Source organism: Rhizobium sp. 42MFCr.1 (genome assembly GCF_000377185.1).
Taxonomy (GTDB): domain Bacteria; phylum Pseudomonadota; class Alphaproteobacteria; order Rhizobiales; family Rhizobiaceae; genus Rhizobium; species Rhizobium altiplani.
The window spans coordinates 210,939-228,909 of sequence record NZ_KB897818.1; the positions used below are offsets into that span (position 1 = coordinate 210,939).

Annotated in this window: 16 protein-coding genes; 12 read left to right on the forward strand and 4 right to left on the reverse strand. The window is 60.0% G+C overall.

The window, feature by feature from the left end; all coding sequences use genetic code 11:
- Positions 1–26 precede the first annotated feature (26 nt).
- Positions 27–1,238, reverse strand: coding sequence for an NADP-dependent isocitrate dehydrogenase (locus C934_RS0101050; RefSeq protein ID WP_018854858.1), 1,212 nt, complete (start codon positions 1,236–1,238; stop codon positions 27–29).
- Between the two features lie 187 nt (positions 1,239–1,425).
- On the opposite strand from C934_RS0101050, the gene C934_RS0101055 reads away from it, so the two are divergent.
- From C934_RS0101055 to C934_RS0101110, 12 genes are all read left to right on the forward strand, one after another.
- Positions 1,426–1,956 carry a hypothetical protein gene (locus C934_RS0101055; protein ID WP_018854859.1) on the forward strand — a complete coding sequence of 177 codons (531 nt, stop codon included), beginning with the start codon at positions 1,426–1,428 and terminating at the stop codon, positions 1,954–1,956.
- 130 nt (positions 1,957–2,086) lie between these two features.
- A complete protein-coding gene (locus C934_RS0101060; RefSeq protein ID WP_018854860.1) occupies positions 2,087–4,069 on the forward strand; it encodes an FUSC family protein in 1,983 nt (660 codons plus the stop codon).
- Between the two features lie 57 nt (positions 4,070–4,126).
- Positions 4,127–4,957 carry an RNA methyltransferase gene (locus C934_RS0101065; RefSeq protein WP_018854861.1) on the forward strand — a complete coding sequence of 277 codons (831 nt, stop codon included), beginning with the start codon at positions 4,127–4,129 and terminating at the stop codon, positions 4,955–4,957.
- A complete protein-coding gene (gene murI / locus C934_RS0101070) occupies positions 4,938–5,738 on the forward strand; it encodes a glutamate racemase (protein ID WP_018854862.1) in 801 nt (266 codons plus the stop codon). The genes C934_RS0101065 and murI overlap by 20 nt, the downstream gene beginning before the upstream one ends.
- Positions 5,739–5,879: 141 nt before the next feature.
- Positions 5,880–7,007 (forward strand): MFS transporter, encoded by a 1,128-nt coding sequence (locus C934_RS0101075; RefSeq protein WP_026371476.1) that lies wholly within the window; start codon positions 5,880–5,882, stop codon positions 7,005–7,007.
- Positions 7,008–7,099: 92 nt separating this feature from the next.
- Positions 7,100–8,614 carry an ATP-binding protein gene (locus C934_RS0101080; protein ID WP_018854864.1) on the forward strand — a complete coding sequence of 505 codons (1,515 nt, stop codon included), beginning with the start codon at positions 7,100–7,102 and terminating at the stop codon, positions 8,612–8,614.
- 164 nt (positions 8,615–8,778) lie between these two features.
- Positions 8,779–10,236 (forward strand): alkaline phosphatase, encoded by a 1,458-nt coding sequence (gene phoA, locus C934_RS0101085; protein ID WP_018854865.1) that lies wholly within the window; start codon positions 8,779–8,781, stop codon positions 10,234–10,236.
- Positions 10,237–10,480: 244 nt separating this feature from the next.
- The gene (rpsD, locus tag C934_RS0101090) at positions 10,481–11,098 is read left to right on the forward strand and encodes a 30S ribosomal protein S4 (RefSeq protein ID WP_018854866.1); all 618 of its coding nucleotides are present in this window, start codon (positions 10,481–10,483) and stop codon (positions 11,096–11,098) included.
- Between the two features lie 69 nt (positions 11,099–11,167).
- Positions 11,168–12,097 (forward strand): glutaminase, encoded by a 930-nt coding sequence (locus C934_RS0101095; RefSeq protein WP_018854867.1) that lies wholly within the window; start codon positions 11,168–11,170, stop codon positions 12,095–12,097.
- Positions 12,098–12,156: 59 nt separating this feature from the next.
- A complete protein-coding gene (gene ttcA / locus C934_RS0101100) occupies positions 12,157–13,041 on the forward strand; it encodes a tRNA 2-thiocytidine(32) synthetase TtcA (protein ID WP_018854868.1) in 885 nt (294 codons plus the stop codon).
- 29 nt (positions 13,042–13,070) lie between these two features.
- A complete protein-coding gene (locus tag C934_RS0101105; RefSeq protein WP_018854869.1) occupies positions 13,071–13,895 on the forward strand; it encodes an inositol monophosphatase family protein in 825 nt (274 codons plus the stop codon).
- A gap of 119 nt (positions 13,896–14,014) precedes the next feature.
- Positions 14,015–14,647: a LysE family translocator gene (locus C934_RS0101110; RefSeq protein ID WP_245267897.1), complete on the forward strand. Its 633-nt coding sequence runs from the start codon at positions 14,015–14,017 to the stop codon at positions 14,645–14,647.
- A 72-nt stretch (positions 14,648–14,719) separates the two neighbouring features.
- On the opposite strand, the gene C934_RS0101115 is transcribed toward C934_RS0101110, so the two are convergent.
- The 3 genes from C934_RS0101115 to grxD form a co-directional block, all read right to left on the reverse strand.
- Complete coding sequence (locus tag C934_RS0101115; RefSeq protein ID WP_026371477.1) at positions 14,720–16,000, reverse strand: multidrug effflux MFS transporter; 1,281 nt, start codon at positions 15,998–16,000, stop codon at positions 14,720–14,722.
- Positions 16,001–16,035: 35 nt separating this feature from the next.
- Complete coding sequence (locus C934_RS0101120; protein ID WP_018854872.1) at positions 16,036–17,241, reverse strand: multidrug effflux MFS transporter; 1,206 nt, start codon at positions 17,239–17,241, stop codon at positions 16,036–16,038.
- A 143-nt stretch (positions 17,242–17,384) separates the two neighbouring features.
- Entirely contained in the window at positions 17,385–17,720 is a 336-nt protein-coding gene (grxD, locus tag C934_RS0101125) for a Grx4 family monothiol glutaredoxin (RefSeq protein ID WP_016554134.1), read from the reverse strand.
- Between the last annotated feature and the right edge of the window lie 251 nt (positions 17,721–17,971).

The window sequence follows — 17,971 nt, forward strand, 5'->3', positions numbered from 1 at the left end:
CCGTCCATTCGGATATTGGTCTTGGCTTACGCCATCGCCTTCTGCAGGTTCTGATCGATCTTGTCGAGGAAGGCAGTCGTGGAGAGCCACGGCTGATCCGGACCGATGAGCAGCGCCAGGTCCTTGGTCATGAAGCCGGCTTCGACGGTGTCGACGCAAACCTTTTCGAGCGTCGCTGCGAACTTTGCGAGTTCCGCATTGTCGTCGAGCTTGGCACGATGGGCGAGGCCGCGGGTCCAGGCGAAGATCGAGGCGATTGAGTTCGTCGAGGTTTCCTGGCCCTTCTGGTGCTGGCGGTAGTGGCGGGTAACCGTGCCGTGTGCGGCTTCGGCTTCGACCGTCTTGCCATCCGGCGTAAGCAGAACGGAGGTCATCAGGCCGAGCGAACCGAAGCCCTGGGCAACCGTGTCCGACTGGACGTCGCCGTCGTAGTTCTTGCATGCCCAGACATAGCCGCCGGACCACTTCAGCGCCGAAGCGACCATGTCGTCGATCAGGCGGTGCTCGTAGGTGATGCCGATTTCCTTGAACTGGTCCTTGAACTCGGTCTCGTAGACTTCCTCGAAGATGTCCTTGAAGCGGCCGTCATAGGCCTTGAGGATGGTGTTCTTGGTCGACAGGTAGACCGGCCACTTGCGCATCAGGCCGTACATCATCGAAGCGCGGGCGAATTCGCGGATCGACTCGTCGAGGTTGTACATGGCCATGGCAACGCCGGCGCCGGGGGCGTCGAAGACTTCCTTTTCGATGACCTGCCCGTCTTCTCCGACGAACTTGATGGTCAGCTTGCCCTTGCCCGGGAATTTGAAGTCGGTCGCGCGGTATTGGTCACCGAAGGCATGACGGCCAACGACGATCGGCTGCGTCCAGCCGGGAACCAGGCGCGGAACGTTCTTGCAGATGATCGGCTCGCGGAAGATGACGCCGCCGAGGATGTTGCGGATCGTGCCGTTCGGGCTCTTCCACATCTGCTTGAGGTTGAATTCCTTGACGCGTGCCTCATCCGGCGTGATTGTCGCGCACTTGATGCCGACGCCGTGCTTCTTGATGGCGTTGGCGGCGTCGATCGTCACCTGGTCATTTGTGGCGTCGCGGTTTTCAACGGAAAGATCGAAGTAATCGATCTCGAGGTCGAGATACGGATGGATCAGCTTATCCTTGATGAGCTGCCAAATGATGCGAGTCATTTCATCGCCGTCGAGATCGGCGACGGGATTGGCGACCTTGATCTTCTTCATGTATCTGCCTCGTTAAGCTTGGAAGGGACCGACGTCCCAGGTGGGTGATATAAAAATCCCGAGCGCTATAGCATTGTGGACCGGGAGTGCAAAGCCGGAAGCAGGATGCGGCGGCGTTTTTGCGGCCATTGCCAAGCGGAGGAAAATGGCTAGTCTCCGGCGCAAAACCATTGCCCGGATATTCGCCATGAAGAAGATTCCCCTTGTCCTCGCGATCCTGCTCGGTTCGACCTCGCCGATGCTTGCCGCCGACGTTACCGCGCCTGTGAAGGAGATCATGGATGCGACGATCAAGAACTGGTCGGGCGCAGATAGCGACTGGATCGACATCTTTGATCCGGGCAAGCTATCGCGGCTTTACAGCAAGGATTTCGTGACGAAATACCAGGCAGCGATCCAGAACCCGGCTGCTGACGAAGATGGTGTCTCGCCCTTCGACTACGATGTGATCGTGAATGGTGAGGATGCGTGTCCACTCGAAGATTTGACCTATGAGCCGAAGCCGACCGCCGGTGGCGCGACGGAGGTCGTCGTCACCTTCAAGAAGGCGACCTGCATGGACGACGGATCGGACAAGGAGGCGGTGACGACCGTTCGATTCGAGATGCTTGAAGAAGCCGGCAAGCCTGTTATCGACGACATCGTCACCGAGGGCGATCCCGGGCAACCGGCGAACTCGCTCAAGAATACGATGGTGCAGATCGCCAAAGGTCAGTGAAGCGCGGACTGCATTTTTCCAACGAAGCCTGTGTGCTACGTTTTCGTTGTTGAAGGGCGGTCGCTTCGGGTGATGGGGCCGTCCTCGGTGTGTCGAGAAATTCCCTCGGCCATTGGCTGTCGGGGGCTGAATGAGAGGCCAGGGCTGCTTGCTTTCCGGTTTTGATTTCCGCGACTGGCTTCTCGCCAACGACCCGGCGCTCTCGCGCTTGCGAATGGCGTCGCGGGTGACGCTGACAATGGCGCTCTCGTTCGGGGTGCTATTGGCAATCGACAGGCTGCTGCTTCCGCTTCCGACCGCTGCGTATGGGTTGGGGCTTGTCCTGTCGATCGAGGGTGGCGTCGCGGTAAAGGACAAGGGGAGCGCACCGCAACTCGTGACACGCTTGCTCGGCTGTGCCGCAAGTGTCTGTGTCGTCGGCCTTGCCGCGGCCCTGGAATCAAATCGCATCGTTTCGGATGTGGCCTTTCTCATCATCATCTTTCTTGCTGCTGCCGGGCGAGTGTTCGGGCCACGCGGACACGCAATCGGCATGTTCGCCTTCACCTCCTATTTCATGGGTGCCTATTTCCGCCCCCCGCTTGGTGAGCTTCCGCTGATTGCAATGGGGCCCATCGTCCCGGCATTGATCGGGCATGTCGTGCGCTCTCTTGTCCTCCCCGATGATTGGCGCCCGGATCTCTTGCGCTCACTCGAAAGTGTGCGCGGCCGCATCAACCAGATCCTGTTCAAGATCGCGACGCTCGCCTCCGTTGGGCGAATGACGGCGAGGGATGCGCACAAATTAGAGCAGTTGGAAATCCGCCTGAAGGAAGTCGTTCTGATGGCCGAGGGGTTCATCCCGCGGCCGCCGTCCGGCGTGTTTGATGGTACCGAGCCTGCGGCAATCCTGGCGATCCGACTGTTCGACGTCCACCTTGCCGCGGAGAGTGCGATTGTGCTGAGCTCGCAGAGCTTGCCGCCGTTCGCTCTCGTTCATGCCGTCATCGAGGGCGATCCCGTTCTGGTGGAGGCGAAGAAATCGGATGATCTGCAGGCCAAGACGGCTCGGTCCTTGATCCGGCTGGGAGAGGCGCGAGTGCTCCTCTCGGAAACGATCGAGAAGGGCTATTCGACAGGATTTGCCGAAGTCTGGGCTGTAACCGAAGCGACTGCTGCTCCCGCGAAGATCGACTTCTCGCTGGCCAATCCCCTGATCCGCGCGGCCCTGCAGATTACGCTGGCATCGGCAATCGCAATGACCCTCGGGCTGATGCTGTCACGCGAACGTTGGTTCTGGGCAGTGCTTGCATCCTTCCTGGTGTTCACCAACACGAATTCGCGTGGTGATACGGCGATGAAGGCCCTGCAACGCTCGCTTGGGACGCTGTTCGGGATTGCGATGGGCTTGTTTCTCGCAACAGCCCTGACGGGGCATATGGCGGTTGCCCTAGTAATCACCACGATTGCCATCTTTCTGGCCTTCTATTTTCTTCAGACATCCTACGCGATAATGACCTTCTTCGTATCGATTGCGCTTTGCCTAGTCTATGGCATGACGGGATCGCTGACAGTCGACCTGCTGTTGCTGCGCGTCGAAGAAACAATGCTTGGGGCTGCGGCGGGCACGTTCATTGCCTTCGTCGTTTTTCCTGCGCGAACACGCAGCGCGCTCAATACGGCGCTGGCGACGTGGTTTTCGGCATTGGAAGAGCTGCTTTCTGCCGCAGCGGCGGGCGAAGCAACGAACGCGCTGATCGCTCTTTCGCAGAAGCTCGATGCGGCTTACCGGGACATAGCTGCAGCTGCCCGCCCACTCGGTTCGACCTGGTCGGTTGTCACCAGGCCAGGACACATACGGCAGACGCTCGCGATCTTTCTTGCGGCGACCTATTGGGCGCGAATCCTGGCGAAGGATTTCGACAGGAGCGCGTGTGACAACGATGGCATGAAACTGATCGATGCTGAACGTGAGCGTGCGACGCTTCTCGCAAAGCGCCAGTCTGACTGCTTCTTCGTCGACCAAAAGGCCAGCAGTGCACCGGAACGGCATTTGCCGCTGTCGCATGCGGGTGCGCGCCTTGGGGTCGAGATGATCGGCTCGACGCTCGATCGCCTCTACCCGAATGGTTGACCCTTGCCGTTTCGGCCCGGCTTGGCTATTCCGCCCGTAGCAAAAGGATCCAGCGTCATGGCAGGCACGAACAGCGAGCGGCAACTTCTCACGGAAGGTCCGGTAATCATTCTCGTCGAACCCCAAATGGGGGAGAACATTGGGATGGTCGCGCGGGCCATGGCGAATTTCGGCCTCTCGGTACTGAGGCTCGTCAATCCGCGTGACGGTTGGCCGAACGAGAAGGCACAGGCCGCCGCCTCGAAGGCCGACCACGTCATCGAGGGCACCAAGGTCTACGACACACTCGAGCAAGCTATCGCCGACCTGAACTTCGTTTACGCAACGACAGCGCGTGAGCGCGATGGCTTCAAGCCCGTACGGTCGCCCGTCGTGGCGGCGCAAACGCTGCGCGCCAAATTCCAGGCAGGCGAGGGCAGCGGCATCCTGTTCGGCCGCGAGCGCTGGGGACTCACGAACGAGGAGGTTGCGCTGGCCGACGAGATCGTCACCTTCCCGGTCAATCCTGCCTTTGCGTCGCTCAACATCGCCCAGGCGGTATTGCTGATGTCCTACGAGTGGATGAAGTCGGGCATGGAGGATGTCGGATCCGTTCCCTTCCAGGCGATGTCGCAGACGCAATCCACGAAGGAACAATTGTTCGGTCTCTACGACCAGTTGGAAGAAGCGCTGGATGCACGCAATTATTTCCATCCGCCCGCGAAAAAGCCGAAAATGGTAGACAACCTCAGGGCAGTCCTTTCCCGTCGCGCGTTCACGGAGCAGGAAATCAGCGTGTTGCGCGGCGTAATCTCCTCCCTCGACCGCTTCTCGCGGAAATATCCGCGCGGGAGGCGGCCGCCCGTCGACGTCAAGGAACAGTCGGAAGATGACAGCAGCGCTGAATGAGCTGAAACCGGTTCTGGTCTTCGATTCCGGTATCGGAGGGCTGACCGTATTGCGGGAAGCGCGCGTGCTGATGCCGGAGCGCGGCTTCATCTACATTGCTGACGATGCCGGCTTTCCCTATGGCGGCTGGGAAGAGCAAGCACTGAAGGAACGGATCATTGGTCTTTTCGCCAAGCTGCTTGACGAGCATGATCCCGAAGTCTGCATCATCGCCTGCAACACGGCCTTTACGCTTGTTGGCACCGATCTGCGTGCGGCGTTTCCGCAGATGACCTTCGTCGGCACGGTACCGGCGATCAAGCCGGCCGCCGAGCGGACACGCTCGGGGCTTGTCTCCGTGTTGGCAACGCCGGGTACGGTCAAGCGGGCCTATACGCGCGACCTGATCCAGTCCTTCGCGCAGCAGTGCCATGTGCGTCTGGTCGGGTCCGAAAATCTGGCCCGAATGGCCGAGGCCTATATCCGCGGTGATGTGGTGTCGGATGAGGCTGTTCTTTCCGAGATAGATCAATGCTTCGTGGAGAAAGACGGATCGAAGACCGATATCGTCGTGCTTGCCTGCACGCACTATCCCTTCATGGCGAACGTCTTCCGTCGACTTGCGCCCTGGCCGGTAGATTGGCTCGATCCCGCTGAGGCAATTGCCCGGCGTGCCCGCAGCCTCGTGCCGCATGTCGCCGATGCCGTGCATCCCGATAATTTCGACTTTGCGGTTTTCACCTCAGGCAATCCCGATTTTGCGACGAGGCGGCTGATGCAGGGTTTTGGTCTCAAGGCTTGATGGGCTGCTTGCAGGGCTGACCGGCTGGTCAGGCGGTTCCCGCGCAATCGCGTCGAACGTTGATGCGATAGGGGCTTTCGCAAGACCTGATGACTGCGCAAACTAAGGGTTGTGATTCGCATCGATCCCGCCAGGCTCCGCATGTCTTTCCAAAAACTTGTTATGGCTATCTTCTTCCTGCAACCGATTGCATTTGGCAGCTGGTTGCCGCGCATTCCCGAAATCCAGGCTCGTCTGGGGCTCGGTCCTGCTGATCTTGCGCTGGCGCTGCTCGGCATGCCGGTCGGCATCCTCACGACGCTGCCTGTCGCCGGACGAGTGGTGTCGCGCATCGGCGGCAAAACCACCGTCATCGCAGGATTTGTAGTTTTCTCGGTGATTGTCTGCCTTCCGGCCTTCTCCCGGACGCCGGTTGAATTGTTCATCGCGCTTGCCCTCCTTGGCGTTGCCATGTCGACGCTGGAGCTTGGGTTGAATGTCGAAGCCGATCGTGCTGAGAAGGATACCGGCTCTGTAATTATGAACCGGTGCCATGGCTTCTGGAGCCTAGGCATCATGGCCGGCAGCCTGCTTGGTTCGGGAATGGTGGCGATTGCCGTGCCGGCCGAATGGGCGATCATGGCGGCAGCCTTCGTCGTTTTGCCGTTTGCCATAGTGGCAAGTCTCCGCCTGCCGCCCGATCGCGAAGCTGGCGCGGCTCCGCCGCATATGCCGTTCAAGCTGCCAAGCAGCGCGCTTCTCGGCATCTGCGCCTTCGTCTTCGGGATTACGATGACCGAAGGAGCGATCGCCGACTGGTCTGCCGTCTATCTCAAGGATGTGTTTCAGACCGACGGCATGATGACCGGTATCGGATATACGATTTTCGCCATGATGGTGGCGGCGGGCCGTTTCAGCGGCGACCGTCTGAAACAGCGGCTCGGGGCGATTTCACTGGCCCGGGGCTGCGGCGCGGCTTCGCTGGTGGGCATGCTCATGGTCGTCTTTGCCTGGCATAGCCTGGTGACGCTGGCGGGCTTTGCACTGGTTGGGATCGGTGTGTCGGTCGGCTTTCCGCTGGCTGTTACCGCGGCGGCAAGCCTCAGGGATCGACCGGCGGCCGCCAATGTCGCGATCCTATCCTTCATGGCACTGACCGGCTTTCTGATTGGACCGCCTCTGATCGGTTTTATCGCGGAGGTATCAGGGCTACGGGTCGGATTGGCGGTCTTGCTGGTACCTCTCGCGGTCAGCCTGGCCTTTACGCGAATGTTGAAGGCAAGTTTCTGACGTTTTTCTTCTGTGGGTTTGCGCGGGCGTGTTGCCAAAGACACGGCCAAACCTGCTAGGACGCCGTGTTTGATTGAAAGAGGAATGTAACATTGCAGGTTGGTATCGATATGGGATCGGCGTCGGGAGGCAATCCGGCCACGCTCGATATCGAAGAGCTTCTGGCTACCCGTCTTCTGGTGCAGGGCAATTCCGGCTCCGGCAAGTCGCATCTGCTCCGCCGTCTGCTGGAGCAATCAGCGCAGTGGGTGCAGCAGGTCATCATTGATCCCGAAGGTGATTTCGTCACACTGTCGGACAAGTTCGGCCACGTCGTCGTCGACGGCGAGCGCACCGAGGCCGAATTGGCCGGTATTGCCAATCGTATCCGCCAGCATCGCGTCTCCTGCGTTCTGAGCCTCGAGGGTCTCGATATCGAGCAGCAGATGCGCGCCGCAGCCGCTTTCCTCAACGGCATGTTCGATGCCGACCGCGAATACTGGTATCCGGTTCTCGTCGTGGTCGACGAGGCGCAGATGTTTGCGCCTTCGGTCGGCGGCGACGTCTCGGAAGATGCCCGCAAGATGTCGCTTGGCGCCATGACGAACCTGATGTGCCGCGGCCGCAAGCGCGGTCTTGCCGGCGTGATCGCGACGCAGCGCCTAGCAAAGCTTGCCAAGAACGTGGCCGCGGAAGCCTCGAACTTTCTGATGGGGCGCACCTTCCTCGACATCGACATGGCGCGTGCTGCCGATCTGCTCGGGATGGATCGCAGGCAGGCGGAAATGTTCCGCGACCTGAAGCGTGGCAATTTCGTTGCGCTTGGGCCGGCCTTGTCCCGCCGCCCGCTGCCGATCCAGATCGGTAATGTCGAGACCTCGGCGCGTTCGTCGAGCCCCAAGCTCATGCCGCTGCCGGACGCACCGCAGGACGTCGAAGACCTGATCTTCACCCCGGATCCGGAAGAATTTCAGCGGCCGATCGTTCGGCGCGCCGCGCCCGCACCACGGCCGACCACCGATATTCTCGCGGAGTTGTCGCGATCAGCTCCTGCTGCCTCGGCTCCGGTTTCGGAGACGCGTGCGCCTCAGCCCGAGCTGTCGGTCGAGGAACGGGAGGAGCGGCTGACGGCGGTGCTCAACGAAATACTGGACGATCCGAGCTCCGGATTCCGAACGGATTCCGTGCTTTACCAGGAGTTCCTGGTGCGACTTCGCATGCGCCGGGTTCCAGGCGCTCCGATGTCTTTGTCGGAGTTCCGACGCCGCGTGGCGATTTCGCGTTCCGGCGTAGGTGCGGCGACCGCAGAAACCGAGGCCTGGGGAATGGCGTTGTCGCTCTCTTCTGGCGTCACCGACGATCTTCAGGGTGTTTTCCTGATGTTGGCAAAAGCGGCAATTTGTGGCGAACCATGCCCCTCGGATGCGCGGATTGCGCGCGCTTACGGCACCCACTCGGCCCGGCGTGCGAGACGTCTACTTGGCTATTTCGAGGAGCAGGGGACTGTGGTCGTGCACACGGACTTCGCCGGCAAGCGCATCGTCGCTTTCCCCGACATGAGTTGCCAGACGGCTCCCGGCGATGCCAATGCGCCTGATGTGGATGAGGTGCGCTCCGCAGCGGAATGACGGCCGAATTGACGGCAAATAGCGCGCGGACAATGTACCCGGTTTATACTCGATCCCTAATGTCACACGAAGCAGTTGCTTTTGTCACAAGAGCTTCATTCGGGTGGTGGATAAGGCGCGCGACCCGTGCGGTCGATGCGGATTATCAAAAGGAGATCTCGGTCATGAGAAACAACGTTCGTCACCAGCTGCTGCGCCTTGTCGTCGGCGGCCTGCTTGCAACCGTTGCCGTTCAGCCTGGCTATGCAGATGATGCGGCGAACAAGCTTCTGGAACGTGCGGCAAGCGCCGATCTCAGCGCTCCCGGTGGCGCACGCCGCCTTTCCGGCGACATCACCGAGGCTTATCGCGCCGCGCTCATCGATACCCGCCCGAAGAACGTCATCCTCCTGATCGGCGACGGCATGGGCGACTCCGAGATCACCATCGCACGCAACTATGCGGTCGGCGCGGGCCAGTATTTCAAGGGCATCGATGCGCTTCCGGTCACCGGGCAATACACGCATTATTCGCTCGAAAAGAAGACGGGCAAGCCGACCTATGTGACCGACTCTGCTGCCTCGGGCACCGCTTGGGCGACGGGCGTGAAGTCCTATAACGGCGCGATCGGCGTCGACATTCATGAGAAGAGCCACGAAACGCTGATCGAAAAGGCAAAGGCTGCCGGTCTTGGCACAGGCAATGTCTCGACAGCCGAACTGCAGGATGCAACGCCAGCCGTGCAGATCGCGCACGTGACCCAGCGTAAGTGCTACAGCCCGGCATCCACCACAGAGAAGTGCCCGACGAACGCGCTTGAAAACGGCGGCAAAGGTTCGATCAGCGAGCAGTTGCTGGATACGCGCCCCGACGTGACACTCGGCGGGGGCGCAAAGAGCTTCGGCGAGACCGCCAAGGCCGGCGAATGGAAGGACAAGACGCTTCGCCAGCAGGCGGAGGAACGAGGCTACAAGATCGTCTCGAACCTTGACGAGCTCCAGGCCGTTAAGCAGGCGAACGACAGTGCGCCGGTACTCGGCCTGTTTGCCGAGGGCAATATGCCGGTTCGCTGGGAAGGCCCGAAGGCCAGCCATTACGGCAATGTCGAGAAGGAGCCGGTCGTCTGCAAGCCCAACGAGAAGCGCACGTCGGCAACCCCGACGTTGGCACAGATGACGGCCAAGGCGATCGAACTGCTCAGGACGAACGAGAAGGGCTTCTTCCTGCAGATCGAGGGAGCGTCGATCGACAAGCAGGATCATGCCGCCAACCCGTGCGGCCAGATCGGCGAAACGGTTGATCTCGATGAAGCCGTTCAGGAAGCGTTGAAGTTTGCGCAAGAAGCCGGCGACACGCTCGTCATCATCACCGCCGATCATGCGCACGCAAGCCAGATAATCGATGCCGACGCCAAGGCTCCGGGCTTGACGGAAGCGTTGATGACGAAGGACGGCGCCGTGATGGCCGTGAGCTACGGCAACTCCGACGATGCGGATGACCAGGGCCATACCGGCTCGCAGCTTCGCATTGCTGCTTACGGGCCGCGCGCTGCCAATGTCACTGGCCTGACGGACCAGACGGATCTGTTCTATACGATCAGCGACGCGCTCGGCCTAAAGACCGAGACGGCCAGCGCGAAGTAGGCCGCGTCGGCGAATGCCACGGGCGAAAACGTGGAATTGTGATTGACATTCCAGCGACTTCGCCCTAAAGACCGCCCCAGCACCGGGCAGAGATGTCCGGTGTTTCATTTGACATGTCCCGTGGATTTGTCCTGTTCGCGTAATGGGATGATCCTGTCGGATCCTCGAAAGAAGATCAAAGGAGGGCGTGTTTCCTTCACGCGGTTTGGCAACAGACCGTTCTAACTTTCTGAAAGGAAATACGATGAGCAAGCGCGAATCGTCCAAGTACAAGATTGACCGCCGTATGGGCGAAAACATCTGGGGCCGTCCTAAGTCCCCGGTGAACCGCCGCGAATACGGCCCGGGCCAGCACGGTCAGCGCCGCAAGGGCAAGCTCTCTGACTTCGGTGTGCAGCTGCGCGCCAAGCAGAAGCTGAAGGGTTACTACGGTGACCTGCGCGAGAAGCAGTTCCGCGCGATCTTCGCTGAAGCCGACCGCCGCAAGGGCGATACCTCGGAAAACCTGATCGGTCTTCTGGAGTCTCGTCTTGACGCGATCGTTTATCGCGCCAAGTTCGTTCCGACCGTTTTCGCTGCTCGCCAGTTCGTCAACCACGGCCACGTGACCGTGAACGGCGTCCGCGTAAACATCGGTTCTTACCGTTGCAAGGCTGGCGACGTCATCGAAATTCGTCAGAAGTCGAAGCAGCTCGTTTCCGTTCTGGAATCTGTTGGCTTGGCTGAACGCGACGTTCCGGACTACATCGAAGCTGACCATAACAAGATGGTTGCTACCTTCGCTCGTGTTCCGGCGCTCGGCGACGTACCGTATCCGGTCGTCATGGAGCCGCATCTGGTGGTCGAATTCTATTCGCGTTAATCGCGAGGCGTTTTCGCATACGGAAAAGCCGCCTCCTGGGGCGGCTTTTTTGTTATCTGGGGAGATACGATGACGGACTTGCAGGCAGTTCTCGATAGCATCCACAAGGAGCTGACCCCCCGTATCGGCGAGGGCAAGGTTGCGGACTACATTCCGGAACTCGCCAAGGTCGACCCAAACCAGTTCGGCCTAGCGGTCGTCACCGTGGATGGCAAGGTCTACAGCGTCGGCAATGCCGATGTCCCGTTCTCCATCCAGAGCATCTCGAAGGTTTTCATGCTGACGCTTGCACTCGGCAAGGTCGGCGAGGGACTGTGGAAGCGGGTCGGCCGCGAGCCTTCGGGCTCGGCGTTCAACTCGATCGTCCAGCTCGAGCACGAGCAGGGCATTCCACGCAATCCCTTCATCAACGCGGGGGCAATTGCCGTGACCGATGTTGTCATGGCCGGCCATGCGCCACGCGAGGCTATTGGTGAGTTGCTGCGCTTCGTCCGCTACCTCGCCGATGACGAGTCGGTCACCATCGATGATCGCGTTGCAAGGTCCGAGACACAGACGGGCTACCGCAATTTCGCGCTCGCAAACTTCATGCGGGCCTATCGCAACCTCGATCACCCAGTCGAACACGTGCTTGGCGTCTATTTTCACCAGTGCGCCCTGTCGATGACCTGCGAGCAGCTGGCGAAGGCCGGGCTGTTTCTGGCCGCACGCGGCAGCAATCCGATGACTGGCCACTCCGTTGTGTCGCCGAAGCGGGCGCGACGTATCAACGCGCTGATGCTGACATGCGGCCACTATGACGGTTCCGGCGACTTTGCCTATCACGTCGGTCTCCCCGGCAAGAGTGGTGTCGGCGGTGGTATTTTTGCAGTGGCGCCCGGCATTGCCTCGATTGCGGTGTGGTCGCCGGGGCTCAACGAGGTCGGCAACTCGCAGCTCGGTGCTGTCGCGCTCGAAATGCTGGCGGCCCGCACTGGCTGGTCTGTTTTCGGCGATTGATGCTGGGTTGTCGTGACGCTTTCTGCTAAGGCGGAGGCAGAGTCTGATTGGACGAGAAAATGAACATCGCAGCCAACATTGCCGATGAGCTGGAAACGCCGAACGCGGATGGGGCGATCGCGCACGCGCTCTTTGCCGAAGCTCCTGGTTCGGTGTCGTTCAACAAGCTGCGCAAGCGGCTGTTGCGGAACGTCAGACAGGCATTCGACGATTTTGCAATGCTGAAGGGGCAGACGCGTTGGCTGATCGGTCTCTCCGGCGGCAAGGACTCTTATGGATTGCTCGCCCTTCTTCTCGACCTGCAGTGGCGCGGTCTTCTGCCGGTGGAACTGATCGCCTGCAATCTCGACCAGGGCCAGCCGAACTTCCCAAAGCATATCCTGCCTGAATATCTCACCAAGGTCGGCGTCAAGCACCGCATCGAGTATCGCGACACGTACTCCATCGTGAAGGAGAAGGTTCCTGAAGGAGCGACCTATTGCTCGCTCTGTTCGCGCCTGCGTCGCGGCAATCTTTATCGGATTGCCAAGGAGGAGGGCTGTGACGCATTGGTGCTCGGCCACCACCGCGAGGATATTCTCGAAACCTTCTTTATGAACTTTTTCCATGGCGGGCGGCTCGCTTCGATGCCGGCCAAATTGCTCAATGACGAGGGCAACCTCGTGGTGCTGCGCCCGCTCGCCTATTGCGCGGAAGACGACATGGCGAAGTTCGCGGCTGCCATGCAGTTCCCGATTATTCCATGCGATCTTTGCGGCTCCCAGGACGGGCTGCAGCGCAATGCGATGAAGGACATGCTCGCCGATATCGAGCGGCGTATGCCGGGCCGCAAGGATACGATGCTGAGAGCGCTTGCGCATGTGAACCCGTCGCATCTGCTCGATCCCAAGCTTTTCGATTTCGCTGGCCTGATGGCCGGAGAGACCGCGCCGAAGAGTGAATAGTCGGCGCCCACGGCAAAGAAGGAAAGTCCATGAGTTCCACGATAGATGTAACGACGCTTGCCGATCTCCTGAGGCGGGCGGCGAAGGCAGAGATATTGCCGCGCTTCCGTCGACTTGGAAGCGATGACGTGCGCGCCAAGAGCGAAGCGACCGATCTGGTGACGGAGGCGGACCTGCAGGCGGAGCGGATGATTAAGGCTGAAGCCGCTGCACTCTGGCCGGATGCCGTGTTCATCGGAGAGGAGTCGGTCGCGGCGGATCCTGATCTGCTCGGCAAGCTCGAGGGAGCGGACCTTGCCATCGTGGTCGATCCCGTCGATGGGACCTTCAATTTCGCATCCGGCATTCCGGCCTTCGGCGTGATGGCGTCCGTCGTGTCCAAGGGCGAAACGGTTGCCGGCATCATCTACGACCCGATGGGCGATGACTGGGTAATGGCGGAGAAGGGCGGTGGCGCGTGGCTTCGGCGTCCTGGCGGGGAGGCGGAGCGGCTCGCCGTTGCAGCGCCCGTCGCGCTGGAGGAGATGGTCGGCATGGCATCGACGGGCTTCCTGCCGAAGCCGAAGCGCAGCGAGATCCTTGCCAATCTGGCCAAGGTTCGGTTCCTTGCCAACTATCGCTGTGCTGCCCATGAGTACCGCGCCTTTGCGGGCGGTCACGTCCACTATCTGATGTATAATAAGCTCATGCCCTGGGACCATCTCGCGGGCACCCTGATCAGCATCGAGGCTGGCGCGCATGCGGCCCGTTTTGACGGTTCGCCTTACCTTCCGCATCACACCAGTGGTGGCTTGCTGATTGCGCCCGACAAGGACAGCTGGGACATTCTGCGGAGCGAAGTTTTCACGATCTGATATCGGAGCCGCGACCTCCTGCGGGTTGCGGTAGCGTTTCCTGGGGGGCCCAGATTTCGCGCTCCCAGGAAAACGCCATGCGCACAGACGTACAATACGAGCAGGCACGCCAGTCGTAAATGTTCTCCCGTTTTCGAAATGACGAGGAGAGTATGATGGATACAGGGCAGACACTAGCGTTTTTGCTGTTTGCGTTTATCGCGGCGGTTACACCGGGACCCAGTAACACTCTGGTCCTGTCCACAGGTGCTGCTGTCGGCACTTTGAGAGGCATCGGCTGTCCGCTCGGTGCATCGCTTGGCATGGGCGCAATGATTGTTCTAAGCGCCTTCGGTGTCGGAGAAATTGTCGCCGCGGCGCCGGCGATCGTAATAGCGATGAAGTTGGCAGGATCTCTGTTTCTGTTGTGGCTTGCCTGGAAGATCGCCAATGCCGGTACTGTTGAAGCGGATGGCCAGAGGCGCGTGGTTGGATTTCGGCAGGCTTTTCTATTCCAGTGGCTAAACCCGAAAGGTTGGCTGGTCGCGCTGAGCGCAGGCAGCACCTTCCTTGTGTCTTCACAGCACGCTGAAGCACGTGGCGCCTTGTGGATGGGGGCGCTGTTCGCAGCCGCCGCGTTTCCCGCCGGGTTCGTATGGCTTGTCCTCGGCGCTCTCGTGGCACAGTTTCTACGCACCCCACGTTCGGCGCGGTTCTTCAATATCGCGATGGCGTTGGCTCTGGCTCTTTCGGTCGCCCTTGTGTGGCGCTAGCTCCCGAAAGAGTTTCGCCCGCAACGGTGTGTTGCGGGCGACAAGGAACGTTATGCGTTGCAAGGCAGTCTACTAGAAATGCCCGGCGCCTTGATCGATGTGCGGGCTGTCACCCGGATGTGTGAACAGCTTGCCGCCTTCGGCCCACAGCGTTGCCGCGATGCTGATCGCCCCGAACACCGCGAAGCCGCCGAAGAGCGGCTGCACAGTCCCGTTGAATAGCTGTCCGACCGTGCCGCCGAGGATCGCGCCGAAGGTCGTCGATACGAAGCCGGTGATGGCTGTCGCGGTGCCGGCGAGGTTGCCCATGGGTTCCAGGCTGATTGCCGTAAAATTGGTGGCAATAACCGCAAACATCATCAGCAGGATCGTGAACAGGGTATAGGCAAAGGCGAAATCGGGCCGGCCACCGAGAGCTTTGACGAAACCGATTGCAGACACGATCGTGAACAGGATCATCGCAACGTGCGAGATGCGGCGCATCCCGAATTTGCGCACAAAAAACCCGTTGGCGAAGTTCGCGACAGCGATGCCGCCGGCCGTTGCCGCAAAGGCGATCGGTAACCAATCGCCAAGGCCGTAGACCTCGCCGAACACCTGCTGGACCGAAATAACGTAGGCGCTGATGACGCCCGTGAACATCGTCAGCCCGATCATGTAGCCACAGGTGATCTTGTTCGTCAGGACGGTCTTGAAACCGTCGACGACGGAGCCGACCGATAACGGGATGCGCTCTTCTTTCGGCAGAGATTCTTTCAGACGCGCGAGTGCCCAGATGAACAAGACCCCTCCGACAAGGCCGAGCAGGATAAAAATCCAGTGCCAGTTGGCGTAGGTGATGATCAACTGACCGACCGAAGGCGCCACGATCGGCACGATCATGAAGACGATCATCACGTAGGACATGACCCGCGCCATCTCACGGCCGCCGAAGCAGTCGCGAACAATCGCCATGGTCGTGATGCGGACGGCTGCGCCGCCGAGGCCCTGGACAAAGCGCATGATCAGCAGCATTTCGAAGCTGGCGGTAGCGGCAGCGGCGAACATAGCGAGGACATAAACGGCGAGGCCGCCAAGCAGGATGTTTCGACGGCCGAAGGTATCAGACAGGCTACCGAAAATGATCTGCGACACGCCGAATCCGAGGAAGAAGACGCCGATCACGAGCTGCGTATCGTTGGCGTTCGTGACACCGAGCGAATGGCCGATCGCGGGCAGGGATGGCAGCATGCTGTCGATCGCCATCGCGACACTGGCGGTCATGATGGCGATGGTAATGACAAATTCGACGAAGCCCATGCCTATGCGGCGGGAGCCCTGATTCTCAACATGGGGTTTATGTGGTGGCGTCATAATCGAAATCCTGAAATAGGGGCGGAGAGAGCCGATCAGACCGCAGGATTGTGCGGCTGGAAGAGACGTCCCTTCTCTGCGATCAAAACGAAGACCAGACCGATGATCGAGACGGTGAAATAGCCTGCGACCATTGGCAATGCTGTGCCGTTGAATGCCTGGCCGATGCCGGCGCCGATCAGCGCGCCGCCGACTGTGCTCATGAAGCCGAGGACGGACGAAGCCGTTCCCGCGACGTGGCCGAGCGGCTCCATGGCAAGCGAGTTGAAGTTGGAGCCGATCCAGCCGAACTGGAACATGGCCACACCGAAGAAGCAGATGAAAAACGCAAAGGGCATCGGTTGCGGCCCAAGAACGAGGGCTGCGAGCCAGATGGTGTTAACGGTGATAAAGCCGACCAACGCGCCATGCGACAACCGCCGCATCCCGAACCTGCCAACAAGCCGCGCGTTGAGGAATGACGAAAGCGACATGAAGACAGCGACGCCGGCAAAGGCGAAGGGGAAGTAGACCCCAAGCTCGTAGATGCCGACGTATATCTGCTGCGCGGAATTGATGAAGCCGAACAGCGAACCGAAGATGAAGGTGGTGGCAATCGTGTAGCAGAGGGCGATGCGGTTCGTGAGAACCAGCTTGAAGCCACCGATCACCGAGCGTGCGGTGAACGGGCGGACATTCGCGGGACGCAAGGTTTCGGGAAGGCGGATATAGGCCCAAACCGAGATCAAAGCGGCCAGGACGGCGATGAACACGAAGATCAGATGCCAGCTGCCGAAGAACATGATGATCTGGCCGCTGCCCGGCGCGATGACGGGAACGATCATGAAGACCATCATGATCAGGGACATGACCTCTGCCATCTGCCGGCCGCCGTAGATATCACGGACGATGGAGATGGTGATGACGCGCGTCGCTGCGGAACCAATGCCCTGAATGAAGCGAAGTGCGAGAAGGCCCGCAAAGGACGGTACCAGTGCGATCCCCAGCGCAGAACAGATATAGATGACAAGGCCGATCAACAGCGGCAGACGGCGGCCGAATCGGTCGGAGAGAGGGCCGTAGAAGAGCTGAGCCGAGCCGAAGCCCAGCAGATAGGCGGAAACGACGAACTGACGGTGATTTTCGCTTTCGACGCCAAGGCTTGCGCCGATCTGCTGCAGTGCCGGCAGCATGATGTCGATCGCGAGCGAATTGACCGCCATCAAGAAGGCGGCGAGCGCAATGAATTCCCCTTTGCCCATGGGCAATTGGCCCGCGTGCACGGTTTGTGATGAATCTGTCACAATGAAATTCCCATAAACGGGCCAAGGCGCTGTTCAGCACAGCGCCTCGGACTCAAAATGCAAGATTTGGAAACCGGGCGGACGCCCGGTGACCGAACAGGTCAGGCAGCGCCGCGAACGGTCACGCCATGTTCCTGCAGGTGCTGCTGCAACTCGCCGGCCTGGAACATTTCCCGGACGATGTCGCAACCGCCGACGAACTCGCCCTTCACGTAGAGCTGCGGGATCGTCGGCCAGTTGGAGTAATCCTTGATGCCCTGGCGGATCTCGGAGTCAGCGAGCACGTTGATGCCCTTGTAGTCGACGCCGATGTAATCGAGAATCTGCACGACCTGGCCGGAGAATCCACACTGCGGAAACTGCGGCGTGCCCTTCATGAAGAGGACGACGTCGTTGCTCTTGATTTCGTTGTCGATGAATTCGTTGATACCGCTCATAGGGACTAATCCTTTCCACAGGCGAGTTAAAGGCCCGCCGTTTCAATCGTTAAGCTTAGATAGCATGTGATCCGCGGAATTCCAGCAGGCCGAGCCAAAAAAAGAGCGCCCTATCGGTTTGCGGACGGCGCATTGTTGCGCTTGCGTTACGCCTGGTTCAGGAGCGGCTTAATCTCGCGCGCGCATTGCCGGTTATGGCAAGGAATTCACCCGGATTTTGCCACAATTCTCGCCGATTGCGGCGCAGCAAT